General features: G+C 73.3%; 10 protein-coding genes. 5 read left to right on the top strand and 5 right to left on the bottom strand.

Annotation, left to right across the window (positions count from 1 at the left end; genetic code table 11):
- The first annotated feature begins 160 nt into the window (after positions 1-160).
- The gene (locus tag IE251_RS02630; RefSeq protein ID WP_030787841.1) at positions 161-403 is read left to right on the top strand and encodes a mycoredoxin; all 243 of its coding nucleotides are present in this window, start codon (positions 161-163) and stop codon (positions 401-403) included.
- Between the two features lie 69 nt (positions 404-472).
- Here the strand turns inward: IE251_RS02630 and nudC are convergent, their stop codons facing one another.
- The 5 genes from nudC to IE251_RS02605 all read right to left on the bottom strand — a co-directional run bounded on the left by nudC (position 473) and on the right by IE251_RS02605 (position 10,953).
- Positions 473-1,417, bottom strand: a complete 945-nt coding sequence (nudC, locus tag IE251_RS02625; RefSeq protein WP_189751245.1) for an NAD(+) diphosphatase — start codon at positions 1,415-1,417, stop codon at positions 473-475.
- Positions 1,418-1,568: 151 nt separating this feature from the next.
- Positions 1,569-2,972, bottom strand: a complete 1,404-nt coding sequence (locus IE251_RS02620; protein ID WP_189751244.1) for a dipeptidase — start codon at positions 2,970-2,972, stop codon at positions 1,569-1,571.
- Between the two features lie 52 nt (positions 2,973-3,024).
- Positions 3,025-6,636 (bottom strand): ATP-dependent helicase, encoded by a 3,612-nt coding sequence (locus IE251_RS02615; RefSeq protein WP_189751243.1) that lies wholly within the window; start codon positions 6,634-6,636, stop codon positions 3,025-3,027.
- 112 nt (positions 6,637-6,748) lie between these two features.
- Positions 6,749-10,246, bottom strand: coding sequence for an ATP-dependent helicase (locus IE251_RS02610; protein WP_189751242.1), 3,498 nt, complete (start codon positions 10,244-10,246; stop codon positions 6,749-6,751).
- A gap of 320 nt (positions 10,247-10,566) precedes the next feature.
- Positions 10,567-10,953 carry an MGMT family protein gene (locus IE251_RS02605; protein ID WP_189751241.1) on the bottom strand — a complete coding sequence of 129 codons (387 nt, stop codon included), beginning with the start codon at positions 10,951-10,953 and terminating at the stop codon, positions 10,567-10,569.
- A 186-nt stretch (positions 10,954-11,139) separates the two neighbouring features.
- Between IE251_RS02605 and IE251_RS02600 the strand changes: the two genes are divergently transcribed.
- The 4 genes from IE251_RS02600 (at position 11,140) to IE251_RS02585 (ending at position 18,093) form a co-directional block, all read left to right on the top strand.
- Positions 11,140-14,040, top strand: a complete 2,901-nt coding sequence (locus IE251_RS02600) for a lysylphosphatidylglycerol synthase domain-containing protein (RefSeq protein ID WP_189751240.1) — start codon at positions 11,140-11,142, stop codon at positions 14,038-14,040.
- A gap of 71 nt (positions 14,041-14,111) precedes the next feature.
- Positions 14,112-15,656, top strand: a complete 1,545-nt coding sequence (locus IE251_RS02595) for an alpha/beta hydrolase (RefSeq protein ID WP_189751239.1) — start codon at positions 14,112-14,114, stop codon at positions 15,654-15,656.
- Between the two features lie 134 nt (positions 15,657-15,790).
- Entirely contained in the window at positions 15,791-17,350 is a 1,560-nt protein-coding gene (locus IE251_RS02590) for an alpha/beta hydrolase (protein WP_189751238.1), read from the top strand.
- A 29-nt stretch (positions 17,351-17,379) separates the two neighbouring features.
- Positions 17,380-18,093: a GIY-YIG nuclease family protein gene (locus IE251_RS02585; RefSeq protein WP_189751237.1), complete on the top strand. Its 714-nt coding sequence runs from the start codon at positions 17,380-17,382 to the stop codon at positions 18,091-18,093.
- The last annotated feature ends 39 nt before the right edge of the window (positions 18,094-18,132 follow it).

The raw sequence follows: 18,132 nt of genomic DNA, 5'->3' as shown, positions 1-18,132 counted from the left end.
GTACTGATTACAGGCTGATCGTCGTACCGATGCGGCAGGCATCACACCGACCGCGCGCGGGGAGCGCCGGGGGGCATACCCCGCCCGGGAATGAGGTTCCGCCCGCCCGTGTTCTCCTTCGCGACGAGATTTTCCGAGCCGTGCGAGGAGAGCGAAAGACATGCAGGGCACTGTGACGATGTACAGCACGACGTGGTGTGGCTACTGCCGGCGGCTGAAGAGCCAGCTGGACCGGGAGGGCATCGCGTACAGCGAGATCAACATCGAGCAGGACCCCGAGTCCGCCGCTTTCGTGGAGAAGGCGAACGGCGGCAACCAGACGGTCCCGACCGTGCTCTTCCCGGACGGCACCACGCTGACGAACCCGTCGCTGGCCCAGGTGAAGCAGAAGCTCGCCGCATAACGCCCGGCGGCTCGCGCCGCGACCGACGTGAAGGGCGGCCCCGGCAGGACCGGGGCCGCCCTTCACGTGTCACACGAAGCCGCGGGTCGGCAGGGGCTTGCCGTACCACATCTCGATCAGCCGGGCCGCGATGGAGATGCCGTAGGGCGGCAGCACCTCGCCGGACTCGAAGGCCGCGTCCAGCTCCTCCCGGGAGAACCAGCGGGCCTCGTGGATCTCGTCGCCGTCGACGTCGATCTCGGTGGAGGTGGCGCGGGCCATGAAGCCCAGCATCAGGCTGGACGGGAAGGGCCAGGGCTGGCTGGCGACGTACTCGACCGGGCCGACGGTGACGCCGACCTCCTCGCACACCTCACGGCGCACCGCCTGCTCGATGGACTCGCCCGGCTCCACGAACCCGGCGAGCGTGGAGAAGCGGCCCTCGGGCCAGTGGACCTGCCGGCCGAGCAGGATGCGGTCCTTCTCGTCCGTCACCGCCATGATCACGGCCGGGTCGGTGCGCGGGTAGTGCTCGGCGCCACAGGCCTGGCAGCGGCGGATGTGGCCGGCCGCCGCGATGACCGTGCGCTCACCGCAGCGGGAGCAGAAACGGTGGGTGCGCTGCCAGTTCTCCAGACCGACGGCGTGCACCATGAGCCCGGCGTCGCGCGGCGACAGCAGCAGCCCGGCCTCCCGCAGGCCCGCCGGGCGCGCGGACTGGTCGATCCGGCCGGGCAGCGAGTCCTTCTGGAGCGCGAAGTAGCTGACGCCCTCCTCGTCGATGCCGAGGAAGTAGCGGTGTGCCTCGGTGAGCGGCGCCTCGAAGGACGGCGTCATGACGAGTTCGGTCCGGCCGTCCGGCGTCTCGTCGATGAGCACCTGGCCGCCGGAGACCACGAAACAGCGGGTCGTGGGGTGGCTCCACGCCGCCGCGAGCCAGGCCTCGTCCAGCCGGTGGTGGGCGGCGCGGTCGATGCCGCTCGGGGCGGTCAGCGAGATGGGTCGGTCGGCTGTGTGGTCGGTCCAGGTGGTCACGTGTGCTTCCAACTCCCCCAGTACAGCGGTTTGCGGCGGTCGGTTCGGCGGGACGTGGGCGGGAGGGCACCGGGTCGGGCCGGGCGGGGCGGGCGGGACGGTCCCTCCAGTGTGCCCCGCGCGCGGTGCCCTTCCGTACGGCGCCGGCCGGTCAGGGCGCGGTACGCCAGTTCCGGGCCAGGTCGTCCCATAGGTAGGCGCTGGTCTCGACACCCTTGAGGAGGAGGTCCAGCTCGACCTTCTCGTTGGGGGCGTGCCAGCCGTCGGACGGGACGGAGATGCCCAGGAAGAGCACCGGCGCGCCGAGGACTTCCTGGAGGTCGGCGGCGGGTCCGGAGCCGCCCTCGCGGGTGAAGCGGACCGGTTTCTCGAAGGCGCGGCCCATGGCGCGGGCCACGGACCGCAGCGCGGGATGGTCGAGCGGGGTCAGGCACGGGCGCGTGGCCGAGCCGAAGAGGACCTCGCACCGGATCCCCGCGGGCACCTGCTCGGCGGCCCAGGCGCGGACGGCCTTCTCGATGTGGTCCCGGTCCTGGCCGGCGACCAGCCGGAACGACAGCTTCACCATGGCCGTGGACGGGATGATCGTCTTGCTGCCGGGGCCCTGGTAGCCGCCGCCCATGCCGTTGACCTCGGCGGTGGGCCGGGCCCAGACGCGCTCCAGGGTGGTGTAACCGGCCTCGCCGTGCACGGCGTACGACTTGGCCGTGCGCAGCCAGCGCTCCTCGTCGAAGGGCAGCTCGGCGAACAGCTCGCGCTCGCGGTCGGTCAGCTCCACGATGCCGTCGTAGAAGCCGGGTACCGCCACGCGCCCGTGCTCGTCGTGCAGGGCGGCGACCAGGCGGGCGGCGGCGGTGGCCGGGTTGGGCACGGCACCGCCGAAGGAGCCGGAGTGGATGTCCTGGTCCGGTCCGTGGAACCGGATCTCGCACTCCGCCAGGCCGCGCATGCCGGTGCACACGGTCGGGGTGTCCTCGGACCACATGCCGGTGTCGGAGACGATCACGGCGTCGGCGGCGAGCCGGCCCGCCCGCTCCTCCACCAGCGCCCGGAAGTGCGGGGAGCCGGACTCCTCCTCGCCCTCGATCAGCAGCTTGAGGCCGACGGCCGGTGCGGTGCGGCCGGTCGCGGCGAGGTGGGCGCGGACGCCGAGTGTGTGGAAGAACACCTGGCCCTTGTCGTCGGCCGCCCCGCGCGCGTAGAGACGGCCGTCGCGCACGACGGGCTCGAAGGGGTCGCTGTCCCAGCCGTCCTCGCGGGCGGCGGGCTGGACGTCGTGGTGGCCGTAGACCAGGACCGTCGGCGCCTGCGGGTCGTCCGAGGGCCACTCGGCGAAGACGGCGGGGGCGCCCGGGGTCTGCCAGACCTCCACGGTGGGGAAGCCGGTGTCCTCGAGCTTGCCGGCGAGCCAGTCGGCGCTGCGCCGTACATCGGGCGCGTGGTCGGGCCGGGCCGACACGGAGGGGATGCGCAGCCACGCGGCGAGGTCGTCGAGGAAGGCGGCGCGGTGCTGCTCGATGTACGTGCGGACGGCGCTGTCCGGGGTCTGGCTCATGCTCCGAGCCTATCGGCCCGCACCGACAACCTCGGCGGGCGGTTCGTCACACTCAGGTCGCCTCCCGTGTGCTCTCCGTCTCACCCGTGAGCAGCCGCTCCAGCGCGGCCCGGTCCGGCAGGCCCTCGGGGCGTACGACCTCGCCGGTGCGCACGTACAGGAAGGCGGCCGTGACCGACTCGGGCGGGACGCCCTGCTGCTCGGCCCAGCCGAGGCGGTACACGGCGAGCTGGAGCGGGTCGGCGGTGCGGGTGCGGCCGGTCTTCCAGTCGAGGATCTCGTACGTCGCCTCGTCGCCGTCGCCGTTTTTGTAGACGGCGTCGATGCGGCCCCGGATGACGCGGCCGGCCACGGTGATCTGGAACGGGGCCTCCACCCGGTAGGGCGTGCGCCGGGCGTACTCGGTGCGTTCGAAGGCCTCCTTCAGGGCTTCGAGGTCGTGTTCGTCGGCGATCTCGGCGTCGCCGCCGGGCAGCTCGTCGGGCTCCAGCAGGGGCAGGGTCAGCTCCTCGAAGCGGGCCTCGACCCAGGCGTGGAACCGGGTGCCCCGGCGTGCGGCCGGTTGCGGGGGGCGCGGCATGGGGCGCGCGAGTTCCTGCGCGAGCCCGTCGGGGTCCTCGGCGAGCCGCAGCAGCTGGGACGCGGTGAGCGTGGGGGGCAGGGGGACCTCGGTGACGGCCTGCCGGGCGCGCAGCAGCTCTCCGGTGAGCGCGTCCAGGTCACGGTCCCAGGAGGCGATGGTGCGGGCCTCCTCCGGGGTGAGGCCGGTGCCGGGCCGCGGCGCGGCGGTCCGGGGGCCGTCCGGTGGGGCGGACGCCTGGTGCGGGACCAGACCGGTAGGGCCGGCCGGGAGTGCCTCGTGCGTCCGGCCGTCGGGTTCCGGGCCGTAGGGCTCCTCGTCGCCGCCGGGCTCGTGGCCGTAGGGCGGCAGGCCGTCCTCGTGGGGGGCGTCCTCGTACGGGTCGCCGTCGTACGGGTCGCCGTAGGGCTCTTCGTACGGCTCTTCGTCGTACGGGGCGTCGTACGGCTCCTCGCCGTACAGGTCGTCGTACGGGGCGTCGTCCGGGGCGTCGTCCGGGGCGTCGTCCGGTGGTGCGGGCCAGTCCGGGTGTTCGTCGCCGGCGGGGTCGTGCAGGGCCGGGCCGGGGCCCTCGGGGCTCGCGGCGAGGGCGTCCAGATGGGCGAGGACCGTCCGGGCGGCGGCGCGGCGGCGGGCCAGCGCGCCGGCGTCCAGCGGGAGCGGCCACACCTGGTCGGCGCCGGCCGTGTGCAGGGCCGGGTTCTCCGCGTCCTCGGCGGGCTCCTCCGCCCACGCCTCGATCTCGCCGTACCCGGCGGCGCAGTGGTCGTACAGGGCCTTCAGGAAGTCGGAGGGGCCGCGCTTCTTCTTCTGGCTGGGCCCCCACCAGTGCCCGGAGCCGAGCAGCAGCGAGCGGGGGCGGGTGAAGGTGACGTAGCCGAGGCGCAGTTCCTCGGTGTGCTGGTGGTCCTTCATGGCCTCGTGGAAGGACTTCATGCCGCGCGCGTCCCAGCTGTCGACGTCGGGCAGGGTGTCGGTGTCGCCGCGCAGGGCGTGCGGCAGCACCTTGGCCTGGGCGGTCCACTTCTCGCGGCCCTGGGCGCTGGGGAAGGTGCCGGTGACCAGCCCGGGGACGGCCACGACGTCCCACTCCAGGCCCTTGGACTTGTGCGCGGTGAGTACCTTGACGGTGTTCTCGCCGCCGGGCAGCGCGTTGTCGAGTCCCTTCTCGTACTGGGCGGCGGTGCGCAGGAAGCCGAGGAAGGCCAGCAAGGTGGCCTCGCCGTCGCTCGCGGCGAAGGACGCGGCGATGTCCAGGAAGTTGGACAGGGTCTCGCGGCGCCGGGCGGCCAGTGCGTGCGGTGACGCCGACAGCTCCACTTCGAGGCCGGTGACGGCGAGGACGCGGTGCAGGACGTCCATCAGCGGGTCGGACAGCGAGCGGCGCAGGTCGCGCAGCTCGGCGGCGAGATGGGCGAAGCGCACGCGCGCGTCCGCCGAGAACGGCAGCCCGTCGTCGTCCCCGTAACCCTCGGCCGGCGTTTCCAGGAAGGTGTCCAGGGCGTCGGCGAGCGATATCACCTCGGCCGGGTCGACGCCCTCGACGGCCGCCGCGAGCCGGCGGTCGGGGTCGTCGGCGGCGTCCACGCGCGCGTGGGCGACCAGCAGGCGGGCCCGGCGGCCCAGCAGGGCGAGGTCACGGGGGCCGATGCGCCAGCGCGGTCCGGTCAGCAGGCGCACCAGGGCGGCGTTGGCACCGGGGTCCTGGAGGACCTCGCAGACGGCGACGAGGTCGGCGATCTCGGGCAGGTGCAGCAGCCCGGACAGGCCGACCACCTCGACGGGGATGTCCCGGGCGACCAGGGCGCCCTGGATCTCGGCGAAGTCGGTCGCCGTCCGGCACAGGACGGCGATCTCGCCGGGTGGCGTGCCGGTGCGCACCAGGTGGGCGAGGGAGTCAGCGATCCAGTCGATCTCCTCGGCGTGGGTGGGCAGCAGGGCGCAGCGGACCGTGCCGTCGTACTCGGCGCCGGGCGCCGGGCGCAGGGCCTCCACGCCCGCGTGCATGGCGCGCAGGGGCGCGGCGAGGCCGTTGGCGAGGTCGAGCAGGCGTCCGCCGCTGCGGCGGTTCTCGCTGAGTGCCTGCCGGGCGGCCGGGCGGCCGTCGGCGCCCGGGAAGTGGTCGGGGAAGTCGTCCAGGTTGGCGACGGAGGCGCCGCGCCAGCCGTAGATGGCCTGGCAGGGGTCGCCGACGGCGGTCACCGGGTGGCCGGTGCCGCCGCCGAACAGGCCGGCCAGCAGGACGCGCTGGGCGACGGAGGTGTCCTGGTACTCGTCCAGGAGGACCACGCGGAACTCCTCGCGCAGCAGGCGGCCCACCTCGGGGATGCCGGCGAGGCGGGCCGACAGGGCGATCTGGTCGCCGAAGTCGAGCAGGTCCCGCCGTCGCTTCTCGGCTCGGTAGCGCTGGACGAGGTCGGCGAGTTCCCGGCGGGCGGCGGCCGTCTCGGGGACCTTGCGCAGGTCGGCGTTGGTGAGCTTGGCCCCCTCCAGGGTGCGCAGCAGACCGGCGTCCCAGGCGCGCAGTTCCTCGGGGTCGACGAGGTGTTCGGCGAGTTCGGAGTCGAGGGCGAGCAGGTCGCTGACCAGGTCGGCGAAGGAGCGGGTCAGCGCCGGGTAGGGTCCCGGGGCCTCGCGCAGGACGCGCGCGGCGAGCTGGTAGCGGGTGGCGTCGGCGAGCAGCCGGGAGCTGGGCTCCAGGCCGATGCGCAGGCCGTGGTCGGTGAGCAGCCGGCCGGCGAAGGCGTGGTACGTCGAGATGACCGGCTCGCCCGGCGGATTGTCGGGGTCGACGGAGTCGGCGTCGGTGACCCCGGCCTTGACCAGCGCCTTGCGGACGCGCTCGGCCAGCTCGCCGGCGGCCTTGTTGGTGAAGGTCAGGCCGAGGACCTGCTCGGGGGCGACCTGGCCGGTGCCGACCAGCCAGACCACGCGGGCCGCCATCACGGTGGTCTTGCCCGACCCGGCGCCGGCCACGATCACCTGCGGGGCGGGCGGCGCGGTGATGCAGGCCGTCTGCTCCGGGGTGAACGGGATGCCGAGGAGCTCCTTGAGCTGCTCGGGGTCGGTGAGAGGGGCGGACATGTCGAAAGAGGCTAGCGGCGGGGACTGACAATCGGGCACGGATCGGTCGCCCGGGATGGAAGAAACGCAGGTCAGCGCGGGTGGTGGGGTACGTCACGCCTGCCGCGGGGGATCACTCCACGACGTGCCGGCCCTCCGGACGCGCGCTGCACGAGGCGCGGAAGGCGCAGTGTGCGCAGTGCTGGCCGGCGCTGGGTGTGAACCGCTCGTCGAGGACCTTGCCGGCGGCCGTGGCCAGCAGCTCGCCGACCCACTCCTGCGCCGTCGGCTCCTGCGTCTGGACCTTGGGCAGGCTGTCGCCCCCGTCGCGCTTGGCGGCGCCCTGGCGGAGGTGGACCAGTTCGGCACCGCCCGGTTCGGGGCGGGCGCCGTCGAAGGCGGTGTCGACGGCGCCTTCCCGGATGGCGAGCTGGTAGACGGCGAGCTGGGGGTGGCGCTCCACCTCACGCGCGGTGGGCGCCTGCTTGCCGGTCTTGAAGTCGACGACGTAGGCCCGGCCCGCGGCGTCCTTCTCCACGCGGTCCATCTGGCCGCGGATGCGGACCTGGTAGTCGCCCGCTTCGAGGGTGACGTCGAAGTCCTGCTCGCTGGCCACCGGGGTACGGCCGGCCCGGTCCAGCACATGCCAGTTCAGGAAGCGTTCGAGCGCCACGCGCGCGTTCTCCTTCTCCTGCCGCGATTTCCAGGGCGCGTCGAAGGCGAGCGCGTTCCACACCGAGTCCAGGCGCTCCATGAGGACGTCGAGGTCGGCGGGGGTACGGCCGGAGGCGACCTCGTCGGCGAGGACGTGCATGACGTTGCCGAAGCCCTGCGCGGTGGTGGCGGGCGCGTCGGCCTTCACCTCGCGGCCCAGGAACCACTGGAGCGCGCAGGTGTTGGCGAGCTGGTCGAGGGCGCTGCCGGAGAGCACCACGGGCTGGTCCCGGTGGCGCAGCGGCACCTTGCTCTCGGTCGGCTCGTACATGCCCCACCAGCGGTAGGGGTGCGCGGACGGCACCAGCGGGCGGCCGTCCTCGTCGGCGAGCGCGGCGAGCCGGGCCAGGCGGCGGGCGGCGGCCTCGCGCAGCGCGGCGGACACGCGCGGGTCGACCGTGGTGGCGCGCAGCTCGGCGACGAGCGCTGCGACGGACAGCGGGCGGCGGGGGCGCGCGGTGACGTCCTTGGGCTCGACGCCCAGCTCGGTCAGGAACCGGGACGGCTGGTCGCCGTCGTCGGCCGGGGCCTTCACGGCGGTGACGACGAGTCGGTCACGCGCGCGCGTGGCGGCGACGTAGAACAACCGGCGTTCCTCGGCGAGCAGCGCGCCCGGGGGCAGCGGCTCGGCGAGGCCGTCGCGGCCGATGCGGTCGGCTTCCAGCAGCGAGCCGCGACGCCGCAGGTCGGGCCACAGGCCCTCCTGGACGCCGGCGACGACGACCAGCCGCCACTCCAGGCCCTTGGAGCGGTGCGCGGTCATCACACGGACCGCGTCGGGGCGTAGCGCGCGGCGCGTGAGCGTGTCGGCGGCGATGTCCTCGGCCTCGATCTCCGCCAGGAAGTTCAGGGCGCCCCGGCCGCCGGTGCGCTCCTCCGCGCGCGCGGCGGTGGCGAACAGCGCGCACACGGCGTCCAGGTCCCGGTCGGCGTTCCGGCCGGCCGCGCCGCCACGCCGGGCGGCCCGTTCCAGGCGCCCGGGCCACGGTGTGCCCTCCCACAGGTCCCACAGCGCCTCCTCGGCGGTGCCGCCGCCCGCGAGGCGCTCCCGGGCCTTGCGCAGCAGCGCGCCGAGGCGCTGCGCCCCGCGCGCGTACGCCGGGTCGTGCACGGTCAGGCGCTCTGGCTCGGCGAGCGCCCGCGTGAGCAGCTCGTCGGAGGGCGGCGGCAGCGGGTTCCCGGCGGCGCGCTCCTCCTCGCGCAGGGCCCGGCCGAGGCGGCGCAGATCGGCCGCGTCCATGCCGCCGAGCGGGGAGGTGAGCAGGGTGAGGGCGGTCTCGGTGTCGAGCCAGGGGGTGTCCGGGGCCGGTACGGCGGCGTCGGTGCTCTGCTCGCCGGTGCGTCCGGCCTCCTCGGTGGACGACGCGCTCTCCGCCGTACGCGTGGTTTGCCGGGCGGATGACGCGCTCTCGTCCGTACGCGCGGTTCCCTGGCCGGATGACGCGCTCTCGTCCGTACCCTCGTCCGCCCCGGTGCGCCCGCCCGTCTCCGAGCCACCGGCCGGCCGCTCCGTCCGCTGCCGCGCCTCCGCCGTGGCGACCGCGCGCAGGGCCGCGAGCAGCGGTGCCACCGCCGGCTCGTGCCGCAGCGGCAGATCGTCACCGTCGATGTCCACGGGGACACCGGCCGCGGTGAGGGCGCGGCGGAGGCTCGGCAGGGTGCGGGAACCGGCACGCACCAGGACGGCCATGTCGCTCCAGGGGACGCCGTCCTCCAGATGCGCGCGGCGCAGGATGTCGGCGATGTTGTCCAGTTCGGCGCCGGCCGTCGGGTACGTGTGGACCTCGACCCGGCCACCCTCCCGTACGGGGGCCGGGTCACGGTGGGCGCGGACCTTGTCCGCGGGCAGCCGGGTCAGCGGCATGCGCCGGGTGATCAGGCGGGTCGCGGCCAGCAGGGCGGCACCGGAGCGGCGGGCGGTGCGCAGTACCTCGACGGAGGCGGGACGGCCGTCCGCGCGCGGGAAGGCGGCCGGGAAATCGAGGATGCCGTTCACGTCGGCGCCCCGGAAGGCGTAGATCGACTGGTCGGGGTCGCCGAACGCGACCAGGGTGCGCCCCTGGCCGGCCAGGGCGTGCAGGAGCCGGACCTGGGCGGGGTCGGTGTCCTGGTACTCGTCGACGTACACGGCGTCGTACTGGGCCGCGAGCCGGGCGGCGGTCTCCGGGTGCCGGGCGAGCAGGACCGCGCGGTGGACCAGTTCCGCGTAGTCGATCACGCCCTGGAGGTCGAGGGTGTCGAGGTACTCGGCGAGGAACGCGGCGGCGGCCCGCCAGTCGGGGCGGCCGATGCGGCCCGCGAAGGCGTCCAGGGCCTGCGGGCCGAGACCCAGCTCGCGGGTGCGGGCGAGGACGGCGCGGACCTCGTCGGCGAAGCCCCGGGTGGTCAGGCAGGCGCGCAGTTCGTCCGGCCAGCGCACATGGGTCAGGCCGAGCCGTTCCAGCTCCGGCTGGCCGGCGAGCAGCTCGCGGACGGTGACGTCCTGCTCGGGGCCGGACAGCAGCCGCAGCGGCGTGGTGAACCGGTCGCTGTCCTGGTGGGCGCGGACCAGGGCGTAGCAGTAGGAGTGGAACGTGGTCGCCCTGGGCGCGCGGGCGGCGCCCATGCGCAGGGCCATGCGGTCGCGCAGGTCGACGGCCGCCTTGCGGCTGAACGTGAGCACCAGGATCCGCGCGGGGTCGCCGCCCCGGGCGATCCGGGCGGCCACGGACTCCACGAGGGTGGTGGTCTTGCCGGTGCCGGGGCCGGCCAGGACGAGCAGCGGGCCGCCGCGGTGGTCAACCACGGCGCGCTGCGCCGCGTCCAGACGAGGGGGATCCGCGACGGGCGGCGGGGTACGGACCAGTCGGTAGGCGCCACGCCTCCCCTGTCGCGCCGAGGGGTGCGACAGGCGCCTGGTGGACGAAGAGGAGCTCACGTGATCGGCCGGTCCTGGTGGTTGTGCTGGCGGGCGGGCGGTCACGCGCGCGAGGCGGTGACCGCGGGGTGAGGGGGACACGTGCCGCCGACGCTACGCCGCCGCTCCGGGCGGAAGCAGAGCTTCCGATCCGTCCCGTAGGGCGCTCGGGGCATCCGGCCGGGTGCTCGAGTCGTCCCGCCGGACGCTCGGGTCGTCCCGCAGGAGGCTCGGGCCACGCGTATCCCACCCCTCACGAACGTACGGCATGCCACGGACGTCCCCGATGTCACCCGAACGGGCCACGGGTCTGCCCTGGCGGCATCCGATGGCGGAAGCTGTCAGGTGTGACCCTCCGCGTCCGCACCGCCGTCCCAGCGGGCCCGTCGCATGTCGAGCCGCGGCAGATGACCCTGTGTGGTCCTGCCCGCCTGCTTCAGCGGGGTGCCTTCCGCGCGGTAGTGCGCCAGCGCGCGCAGCTCGTGTCCGGGCAGCAGCACGCCGTCGGCGCGTACGACCCGCCACCACGGAACGGCGCCCCCGTAGAGGGCCATCACCCGGCCGACCTGGCGTGGGCCGCCCTCCTCCAGCCACTCGGCGACGTCGCCGTAGGTCATGACGCGGCCCGGCGGGATCCGCTCGGCGACCTCCAGGACCCGCTCGGCGTACTCCGGCAGCGCGTCCGGGTGCCCGGCGCGGGCCTCTTCGGGAGGGCTCTGCTCGCTCATCCACCCCATCCTGCCGCACCGCTCCGGCGTCCCGGCGGGGTGCGGAGCGAACGGCGCCCTCGCCCCGGGGCGGCGCTTCGGGCAGACTGTGCGCCCGCGCATCCGCACCCTGATGCCCCGGTGTGTCGGTGGGGCATGCCACCATCGTGCGGGCGGTGACTGGTGATACGAGACCAAGAAGAGACCATGAACGAGCAGGGCGCGCACCCCGACAGAGCGGCGGGGACCCCTGACGCCTCCGCGCACCCGGACGCCTCCCGCACGGGCGAGACCGGCGCCGGCGCGCGGCGCGAGGACACCGGTCCGCCCGAGAACGACGCCGCACGTGAGGGCGACAGCGCGGCCGAGAACACCGGTCCGTCCGGGGACGACGGCGCGCGTGAGGACGACAGCGCGGCCAAGGACACACCTCCGCCCGAGAACGACGGCGGGCATGAGGACGAGCGCCCGCCCCAGGCCGACGATGACGACAGCACCCGCGATGACGACGACCCGCACGCCGAGCGGGTGGCGGTCGACGAACCGCTGCTCCCCGCGCGCGTGCACCGCCCCTCCGACCTCATGCGGCTCCTGGTGGGCGTCCTGGCCATCGTGGTGCTCCTCGCGATCGCCGCGTTCGCGCACGGCACCACCTCGGGCTTCGAACAGGACATCAACAAGGGCACCGGGCAGGCCCCGGACCTGCTGATCAAGATCGCGGGGCTGGCGTCCAGCATCGCGATCCTGCTGGTACCCGTCGCCTTCGCCATCGAACGGCTGATCAAACGGGACGGGCTGCGCATCGCCGACGGCGTCCTGGCCGCCGTCCTGGCCCACGGAGTGACACTCGCCACCGATCTGTGGGTCGCCCGGGCCGCCCCGGACTCGATCCAGGAGGCGCTCACCCAGCCCTCGCCGGGCGACATCCACGCCCTGACCGACCCGGTGCACGGCTATCTGGCGCCCGTGATCGCCTATATGTCGGCCGTCGGCATGTCCCGCAGGCCCAGATGGCGCGCGGTGCTGTGGATCGTGCTGCTGCTCGACGCGTTCTCGATGCTGGTCACGGGCTACACGACCCCCTTCTCGATCATCCTCACCGTGCTGATCGGCTGGTCCGTCGCCTACGGCACGCTCTACGCGGTCGGCTCCCCCAACGTCCGCCCCACCGGCCAGACCCTGATGGCGGGCCTCAGGCACGTCGGCTTCCACCCCGTCAGCGCCTCCCGGGAGGACACCTCGGAGTCCGAGAGCGGCGACCGGGGCCGGCGCTATTTCGTCACCCTGGAGGACGGCCCGCCGCTGGACGTCACGGTCGTCGACCGGGAACAGCAGGCACAGGGATTCTTCTACCGCGCCTGGCGCAACCTGACCCTGCGCGGCTTCGCGACCCGCTCCAGCCTCCAGTCGCTGCGCCAGGCGCTGGAGCAGGAGGCGCTGCTGGCGTACGCCGCGATCGCGGCCGGCGCCAACGCGCCGAAGCTGATCGCCACCTCCGAACTCGGCCCCGACGCGGTGATGCTCGTCTACGAGCACACCGGGGGCCGCACCCTGGACACGCTGGCCGACGACGAGATCACCGACGAGCTGCTGCGCAACACCTGGCACCAGGTGCGGGCGCTGCAGTCCCGGCGCATCGCGCACCGCAGGCTGGCCGGTGACGCGATTCTGGTGGATCGTTCCGGCAGGGTGATCCTCACCGATCTGCGCGGCGGCGAGATCGCGGCCGGGGAACTGCTGCTCCGCATGGACGTCGCCCAGCTGGTCACCACGCTCGGCCTGCGGGTCGGCGCCGAGCGCGCCGTGGCCTCGGCGGTCGGCGTGCTCGGGCCGGACGCGGTCGCCGACTGCCTGCCGATGCTCCAGCCGATCGCGCTGACGCGCTCCACGCGCGCGACGCTGCGCCGGCTGGCCCGGGAACGGGCCCAGCGCGAGCGCGAGGCGGTGCTCGAAGCCTCCCGCCAGGCCAAGCTGGCCCGTCCGGAAGAGGCGCCCGGGACCGCCGGGGCAGCCGCCGGAAAGCCCGACAAGAAAGCCGTACGCGCCGAGCAGCGCGCGGAGAAGCGCGCCATCGACGAGGCCCTGGAGGAAGCCCGCGAGGAGGACCTGCTCACCCAGATCCGGCACCAGGTGCTGCGGATCAGACCGCAGGCACCGGTGGAACCGGCCCGCCTGGAGCGGATCCGGCCGCGCACGCTGATCAGCTTCATCGCCGGCGCGATCGGCGCGTACTACCTGCTGACGCAGCTGACCCACATCGAGTTCGGCACGCTGTTCGCCCAGGCCCAGTGGGGCTGGGTGGCCGCCGCGGTGCTGTTCTCCGCGCTCAGTTACGTCGCCGCGGCGATGGCGCTGCTGGGGTTCGTACCGGAGCGGGTGCCGTTCCCGCGGACCGTGGCGGCGCAGGTCGCCGGATCGTTCGTGAAGATCGTGGCACCGGCCGCGGTCGGCGGGGTGGCCCTCAACACGCGGTTCCTCCAGCGCGCGGGCGTGCGCCCTGGGCTCGCGGTGGCGAGTGTCGGTGCCTCGCAGCTGTTCGGGCTCGGCTGCCACATCCTGATGCTGCTGTCCTTCGGCTATCTGACCGGTACCGAGAAGACGCCGTCGCTGTCGCCGTCCCGTACGGTCATCGCGGGTCTGCTGACCGTGGCCGTGCTGGTCCTCGTGGTCACGTCGGTGCCGTTCCTGCGGAAATTCGTCGTCACGCGCGTGAGGTCGCTGTTCGCCGGTGTCGTCCCGCGCATGCTCGACGTGCTCCAGCGGCCCCAGAAGCTCATCACCGGCATCGGCGGCATGCTGCTGCTGACCGCCTGCTTCGTGATGTGCCTGGACGCCTCCATCCGGGCCTTCGGCGACGGCTCGGTGTCGCTGAGCATCGCCAGCGTCGCCGTGGTCTTCCTCGCCGGCAACGCGCTCGGTTCCGCGGCGCCCACCCCCGGTGGCGTCGGCGCGGTCGAGGCGACCCTGACGGTCGGTCTGATCGCCGTGGGCCTGCCCAAGGAGGTCGCCGCCCCGGCCGTCCTGCTGTTCCGGCTGCTGACCCTGTGGCTGCCGGTGCTGCCGGGCTGGCTGGCCTTCAACCATCTCACCCGCAAGGGAGCGCTCTGAGCGCGCGGTGATGTAGCCCGGACGGCCCGCGCCCCGCGCGAGCCGGCGTGCGCACGCTCACGATGGGGAGCATGGCGAACCCCTCCCGGCTGCGCGCCACCGCGCTGACCACCTCCGCTGTGCTGCTCTTCGCCGCGCTCACCGGCTGCGGCGGCGACTCCGAGGACGGGGACCTCACCCACCAGCGGCTGGACTGGCAGGACTGCCCGGCCCCGTCCGAGGCGGAGGGCGGCGGCAGCGCCCCCTCGCCACTGGCGAACGGCACCGAGTGGGAGTGCGCCACCATGAAGGCGCCGCTGGACTGGGCCGAGCCCAAGGGCAAGACGATCGGCATCGCCCTGATCCGCGCCCGGGCCGACGCCCCCGAGGACCGCCGGATCGGCTCCCTGGTGTTCAACTTCGGCGGCCCCGGCGGCAGCGGCGTCACCACGCTGCCCGCGTTCGGCCCGGACTACGCGACCCTGAACACCCGCTACGACCTGGTCAGCTTCGACCCGCGCGGGGTCGGCCGCAGCGCGCCGGTGAAGTGCGAGAGCGACGCCCGGCTGGACGAGTTCTTCCAGCAGGACGCCACCCCGGACGACGGCGCCGAACGCACCGAGCTGCTGCGGCGCACCCGGCAGTTCAACGCGGCCTGCGAGAAGAACTCCGGCAAGATCCTGCCGCATGTACGCACCACCGACGCGGCCCGCGACATGGACCTGATGCGCCAGGTCCTCGGCGACCGGAAGCTGCACTACTTCGGCATCTCCTACGGCACCGAACTCGGCGGCGTCTACGCCCACCTGTTCCCCAAGAACGTCGGCCGCGCCGTCTTCGACGCCGTCGTGGACCCCACCCAGGACGCCGAACAGGGCGCGCTGGGCCAGGCGAAGGGCTTCCAGCTCGCGCTGGACAACTTCGCGAAGGACTGCACCTCCAAGACCACGGAATGCCCGATCGGCGACACCCCGCAGGAGGTGAAGGAGCGCATCGCGAAACTGCTCGCCGACCTGGAGAAGAAGCCCATCCCCGGCATCTCCCCGCGCGAGCTGACCCAGACCGCCGCCACCAGCGGCATCGCGCAGTCCCTGTATTCGAAGGACTTCTGGGAGTTCCTGACCGAGGGGCTGGAGGAGGCCTACGACGGCGACGGCAGGATCCTCATGCTGCTGTCGGACTCGATGAACGGCCGCAGCGAGAACGGGGAGTACAGCAATCTGACCGCGGCGAACGCCGCCATCAACTGCTCCGACGACAAGGCGCGGTACACCGTGGACTACGTCCAGCGGCGGCTCCCGCGGTTCCGTGCCGCGTCCGCGCTGTTCGGTGACTACCTGGCCTGGGGCATGGTCAGCTGTACGGACTGGGCGGTGCCCGGCGCCGCCGACCATCCCGACGTGAGCGCGCGGGGGTCGGCGCCCATCCTCGTCGTCGGCAACACCGGCGACCCGGCCACCCCGTACGAGGGCGCGAAGAAGATGGTGAACGCACTCGGCAAGGGCGTCGGCGTCGAGCTGACGTACAAGGGTCAGGGACACGGGGCCTACGACAGCAAGAACAAGTGCGTGCAGCGCGCGGTGAACGGCTACCTGCTGGACGGGAAGGTGCCGAAAGCGGGCCTGGTCTGTTCCTGACACACTCGCGAATCGGCAAGAAACCGCAGCTCAGAGGGTTATCCACAGGCTCTCACGAGCCGGGTCGAAGACGCCTACCATGGCTTGGACGCCCGGCGCGGCACGACGCGGCGGGCCTGTTACGGGGGGTACGCATGACGCGATTTCCACGGTGGACGGCCGCGGTGGCGGCCGGACTGCTGCTGGCCGGCTGCGGCGGCTCGTCCGGCGGGGACGACAAGGGCGACGAGGGCAAGGAGACCGGATCCGCCGCCCCGTCGGCGCCGGGTTCCCCGGCCGCGCCGTCCGCCACGGCCCTTCCCGCCTCGCTCACCTCCCAGCGGCTCGACTGGCGGCGGTGCCGGGCCAACGGGAACTCCCCCGCGCCGGGCGGCGCCTGGCGGTGCGCGACGCTCAGGGTGCCGCTGGACTGGTCCGACCCGGACGGCAAGACGATCGGTGTCGCCCTCATCCGCTCCCGGGCGACCGGCGACGACCGCATCGGCTCGCTGCTGTTCAACTTCGGCGGCCCCGGCGGCTCGGGGGTGACGACGATGCCGTACTTCGCCTCCGCCGTCTCCGAGCTCCACGAGCGCTACGACCTGGTGAGCTGGGATCCGCGTGGCGTGGGCGCGAGCGCGGGCGTGCGCTGCCGCGACGACCGGACGACACAGGCCGCCGAGGCCGTCGACGCCACGCCGGACACCCCGGCCGAGGAGCAGGCGTACTTCCGGGATGCCGCCGACTTCGGCAAGGGCTGCCAGAAGGCCGCCGGCCCGCTGCTGGCCCATGTGTCCACCACCGACACGGCCCGCGACATGGACCTGATGCGCCAGGTCCTCGGCGACGGCAGACTGCACTACTTCGGCATGTCCTACGGCACCGAACTCGGCGGTGTCTACGCCCACCTGTTCCCCGGGCGGGTGGGCCGGCTGGTGCTGGACGCGGTGGTCGACCCGGCCGCGGACATGGTGGGCCACGCCGAGAACCAGGCCCGTGGCTTCCAGCGGGCCCTGGACGACTACCTGAAGTCCACCGGCCAGGACCCGGTACGGGGTTCGCGGGAGATAGCCGACCTGCTGAGGCGGCTCGACGCCGAGCCGCTGCCGGCCACGTCCGGACGGAAACTGACCCAGACCCTCGCGACCACCGGGATCATCCTCCCGCTGTACAGCGAGCCGAGCTGGCCCAGACTGACCAGCGCCCTCAAGTCGGCGCGGCGGGGCGATGGTTCACCACTGCTCGCGCTCGCCGACGAGTACAACGAGCGGGACGCCTCCGGGCGGTACGGCACCACGTCCCACTCCCAGCGGGTCATCTCATGCCTGGACGACAAGCAGCGGCCGACACCCGCCGAGACGAAGCGCCGGCTGGCCCGGTTCGAGCGGATCTCCCCGGTGTTCGGGGCCTACCTCGGCTGGGACACGGCGGGCTGGTGCCACGACTGGCCGGTGCCGGGCCAGTACGACACCCCGGAGGTCTCCGCCCCGGGCGCGGCCCCCGTCCTGCTGATCGGCAACACCGGCGACCCGGCCACCCCCTACGAGGGCACCCGCAAAATGGCCGACGAACTGGGCCGCGGAGTAGGCATCCAACTCACCTGGAAGGGCGAGGGCCACGGAGCGTACGGCAGCGGCAGTGACTGCGTCGACACGACGGTGAACACCTACCTGCTGAAGGGAACGGTGCCGAAGAACAACAAGGTCTGCTCATGACACATCCGCACCGTGCTTAGGATTCCCGCATGGAGTCGCGCAGCCGGACTGGCCGGCAGGTCAAGCGGATAGAGCAGAAGTGGGGATTCGGGCTGGCCCCGATCAAACCGGACGTACAGCGCGGGCGCGTCGAGGCTGCTCGAACGGTCCTTGCCACCCTCACCCAAGGGCACCACGCGGCTCTCGGCCGGCTCGACGACCTTTCGACGGTCAAGGGCCTGTTCACGCGGACGTACGAGAAGAACCAGTGGGACTGGTTCACCGTGTGCGCCCAGCTGGGCTATCCCGCGTTCAAGGAAGCACGCCAGACATCCGGCACGCTCCGGCACCTCCGTCAGTGCCTCCGGGACGCGAACTGGCAAGCGGCCGCAGAGGCTATAACGGCCTTGCAAAGGATTGAGCTCCCTGACCGACTGCGTGACTTCATCGCCGGTACATCGACTCTCCCCGGCGACCACGGCTTCGTCTACGTACTCTCCACTCGCGAGGCCCCCGAGATGCTCAAGATCGGTTACACCAACCGCGATCCCCTGACACGAGCCAAAGAGATCAATTCCGCGACCGGCGTGATCATCCCCTGGGGCGTCCGCGGCGCTTGGATGGTCGCCCACGCCGACCGTGTAGAAGCGGACGTTCACGCCCTCCTCGCCGACTACCGTGTCCGCAGGGATCGCGAGTTCTTCAACATGCCGTTCGCGGAGGCGGCCCGCGTCATCGAAGGGTACGCGGTCAAGGTCCGTTGAGGTCCCGTGTGTCGGTCATGAGCGCACCTGAACTCGGGG

It is taken from the genome of Streptomyces eurythermus (genome assembly GCF_014649115.1).
Lineage (GTDB): Bacteria > Actinomycetota > Actinomycetes > Streptomycetales > Streptomycetaceae > Streptomyces > Streptomyces eurythermus.
This window is presented reverse-complemented; position numbering and strand designations above follow the sequence as displayed.

Coding starts and splice junctions, on each gene's coding strand:
- IE251_RS02630 (WP_030787841.1), top strand. CDS start 161: ATGCAGGGCACTGTGACGATGTACAGCACGACGTGGTGTGGCTACTGC.
- IE251_RS02605 (WP_189751241.1), bottom strand. CDS start 10,953: ATGAGCGAGCAGAGCCCTCCCGAAGAGGCCCGCGCCGGGCACCCGGAC.
- IE251_RS02585 (WP_189751237.1), top strand. CDS start 17,380: ATGGAGTCGCGCAGCCGGACTGGCCGGCAGGTCAAGCGGATAGAGCAG.
- IE251_RS02590 (WP_189751238.1), top strand. CDS start 15,791: ATGACGCGATTTCCACGGTGGACGGCCGCGGTGGCGGCCGGACTGCTG.
- IE251_RS02600 (WP_189751240.1), top strand. CDS start 11,140: ATGAACGAGCAGGGCGCGCACCCCGACAGAGCGGCGGGGACCCCTGAC.
- IE251_RS02620 (WP_189751244.1), bottom strand. CDS start 2,972: ATGAGCCAGACCCCGGACAGCGCCGTCCGCACGTACATCGAGCAGCAC.
- IE251_RS02615 (WP_189751243.1), bottom strand. CDS start 6,636: ATGTCCGCCCCTCTCACCGACCCCGAGCAGCTCAAGGAGCTCCTCGGC.
- IE251_RS02595 (WP_189751239.1), top strand. CDS start 14,112: ATGGCGAACCCCTCCCGGCTGCGCGCCACCGCGCTGACCACCTCCGCT.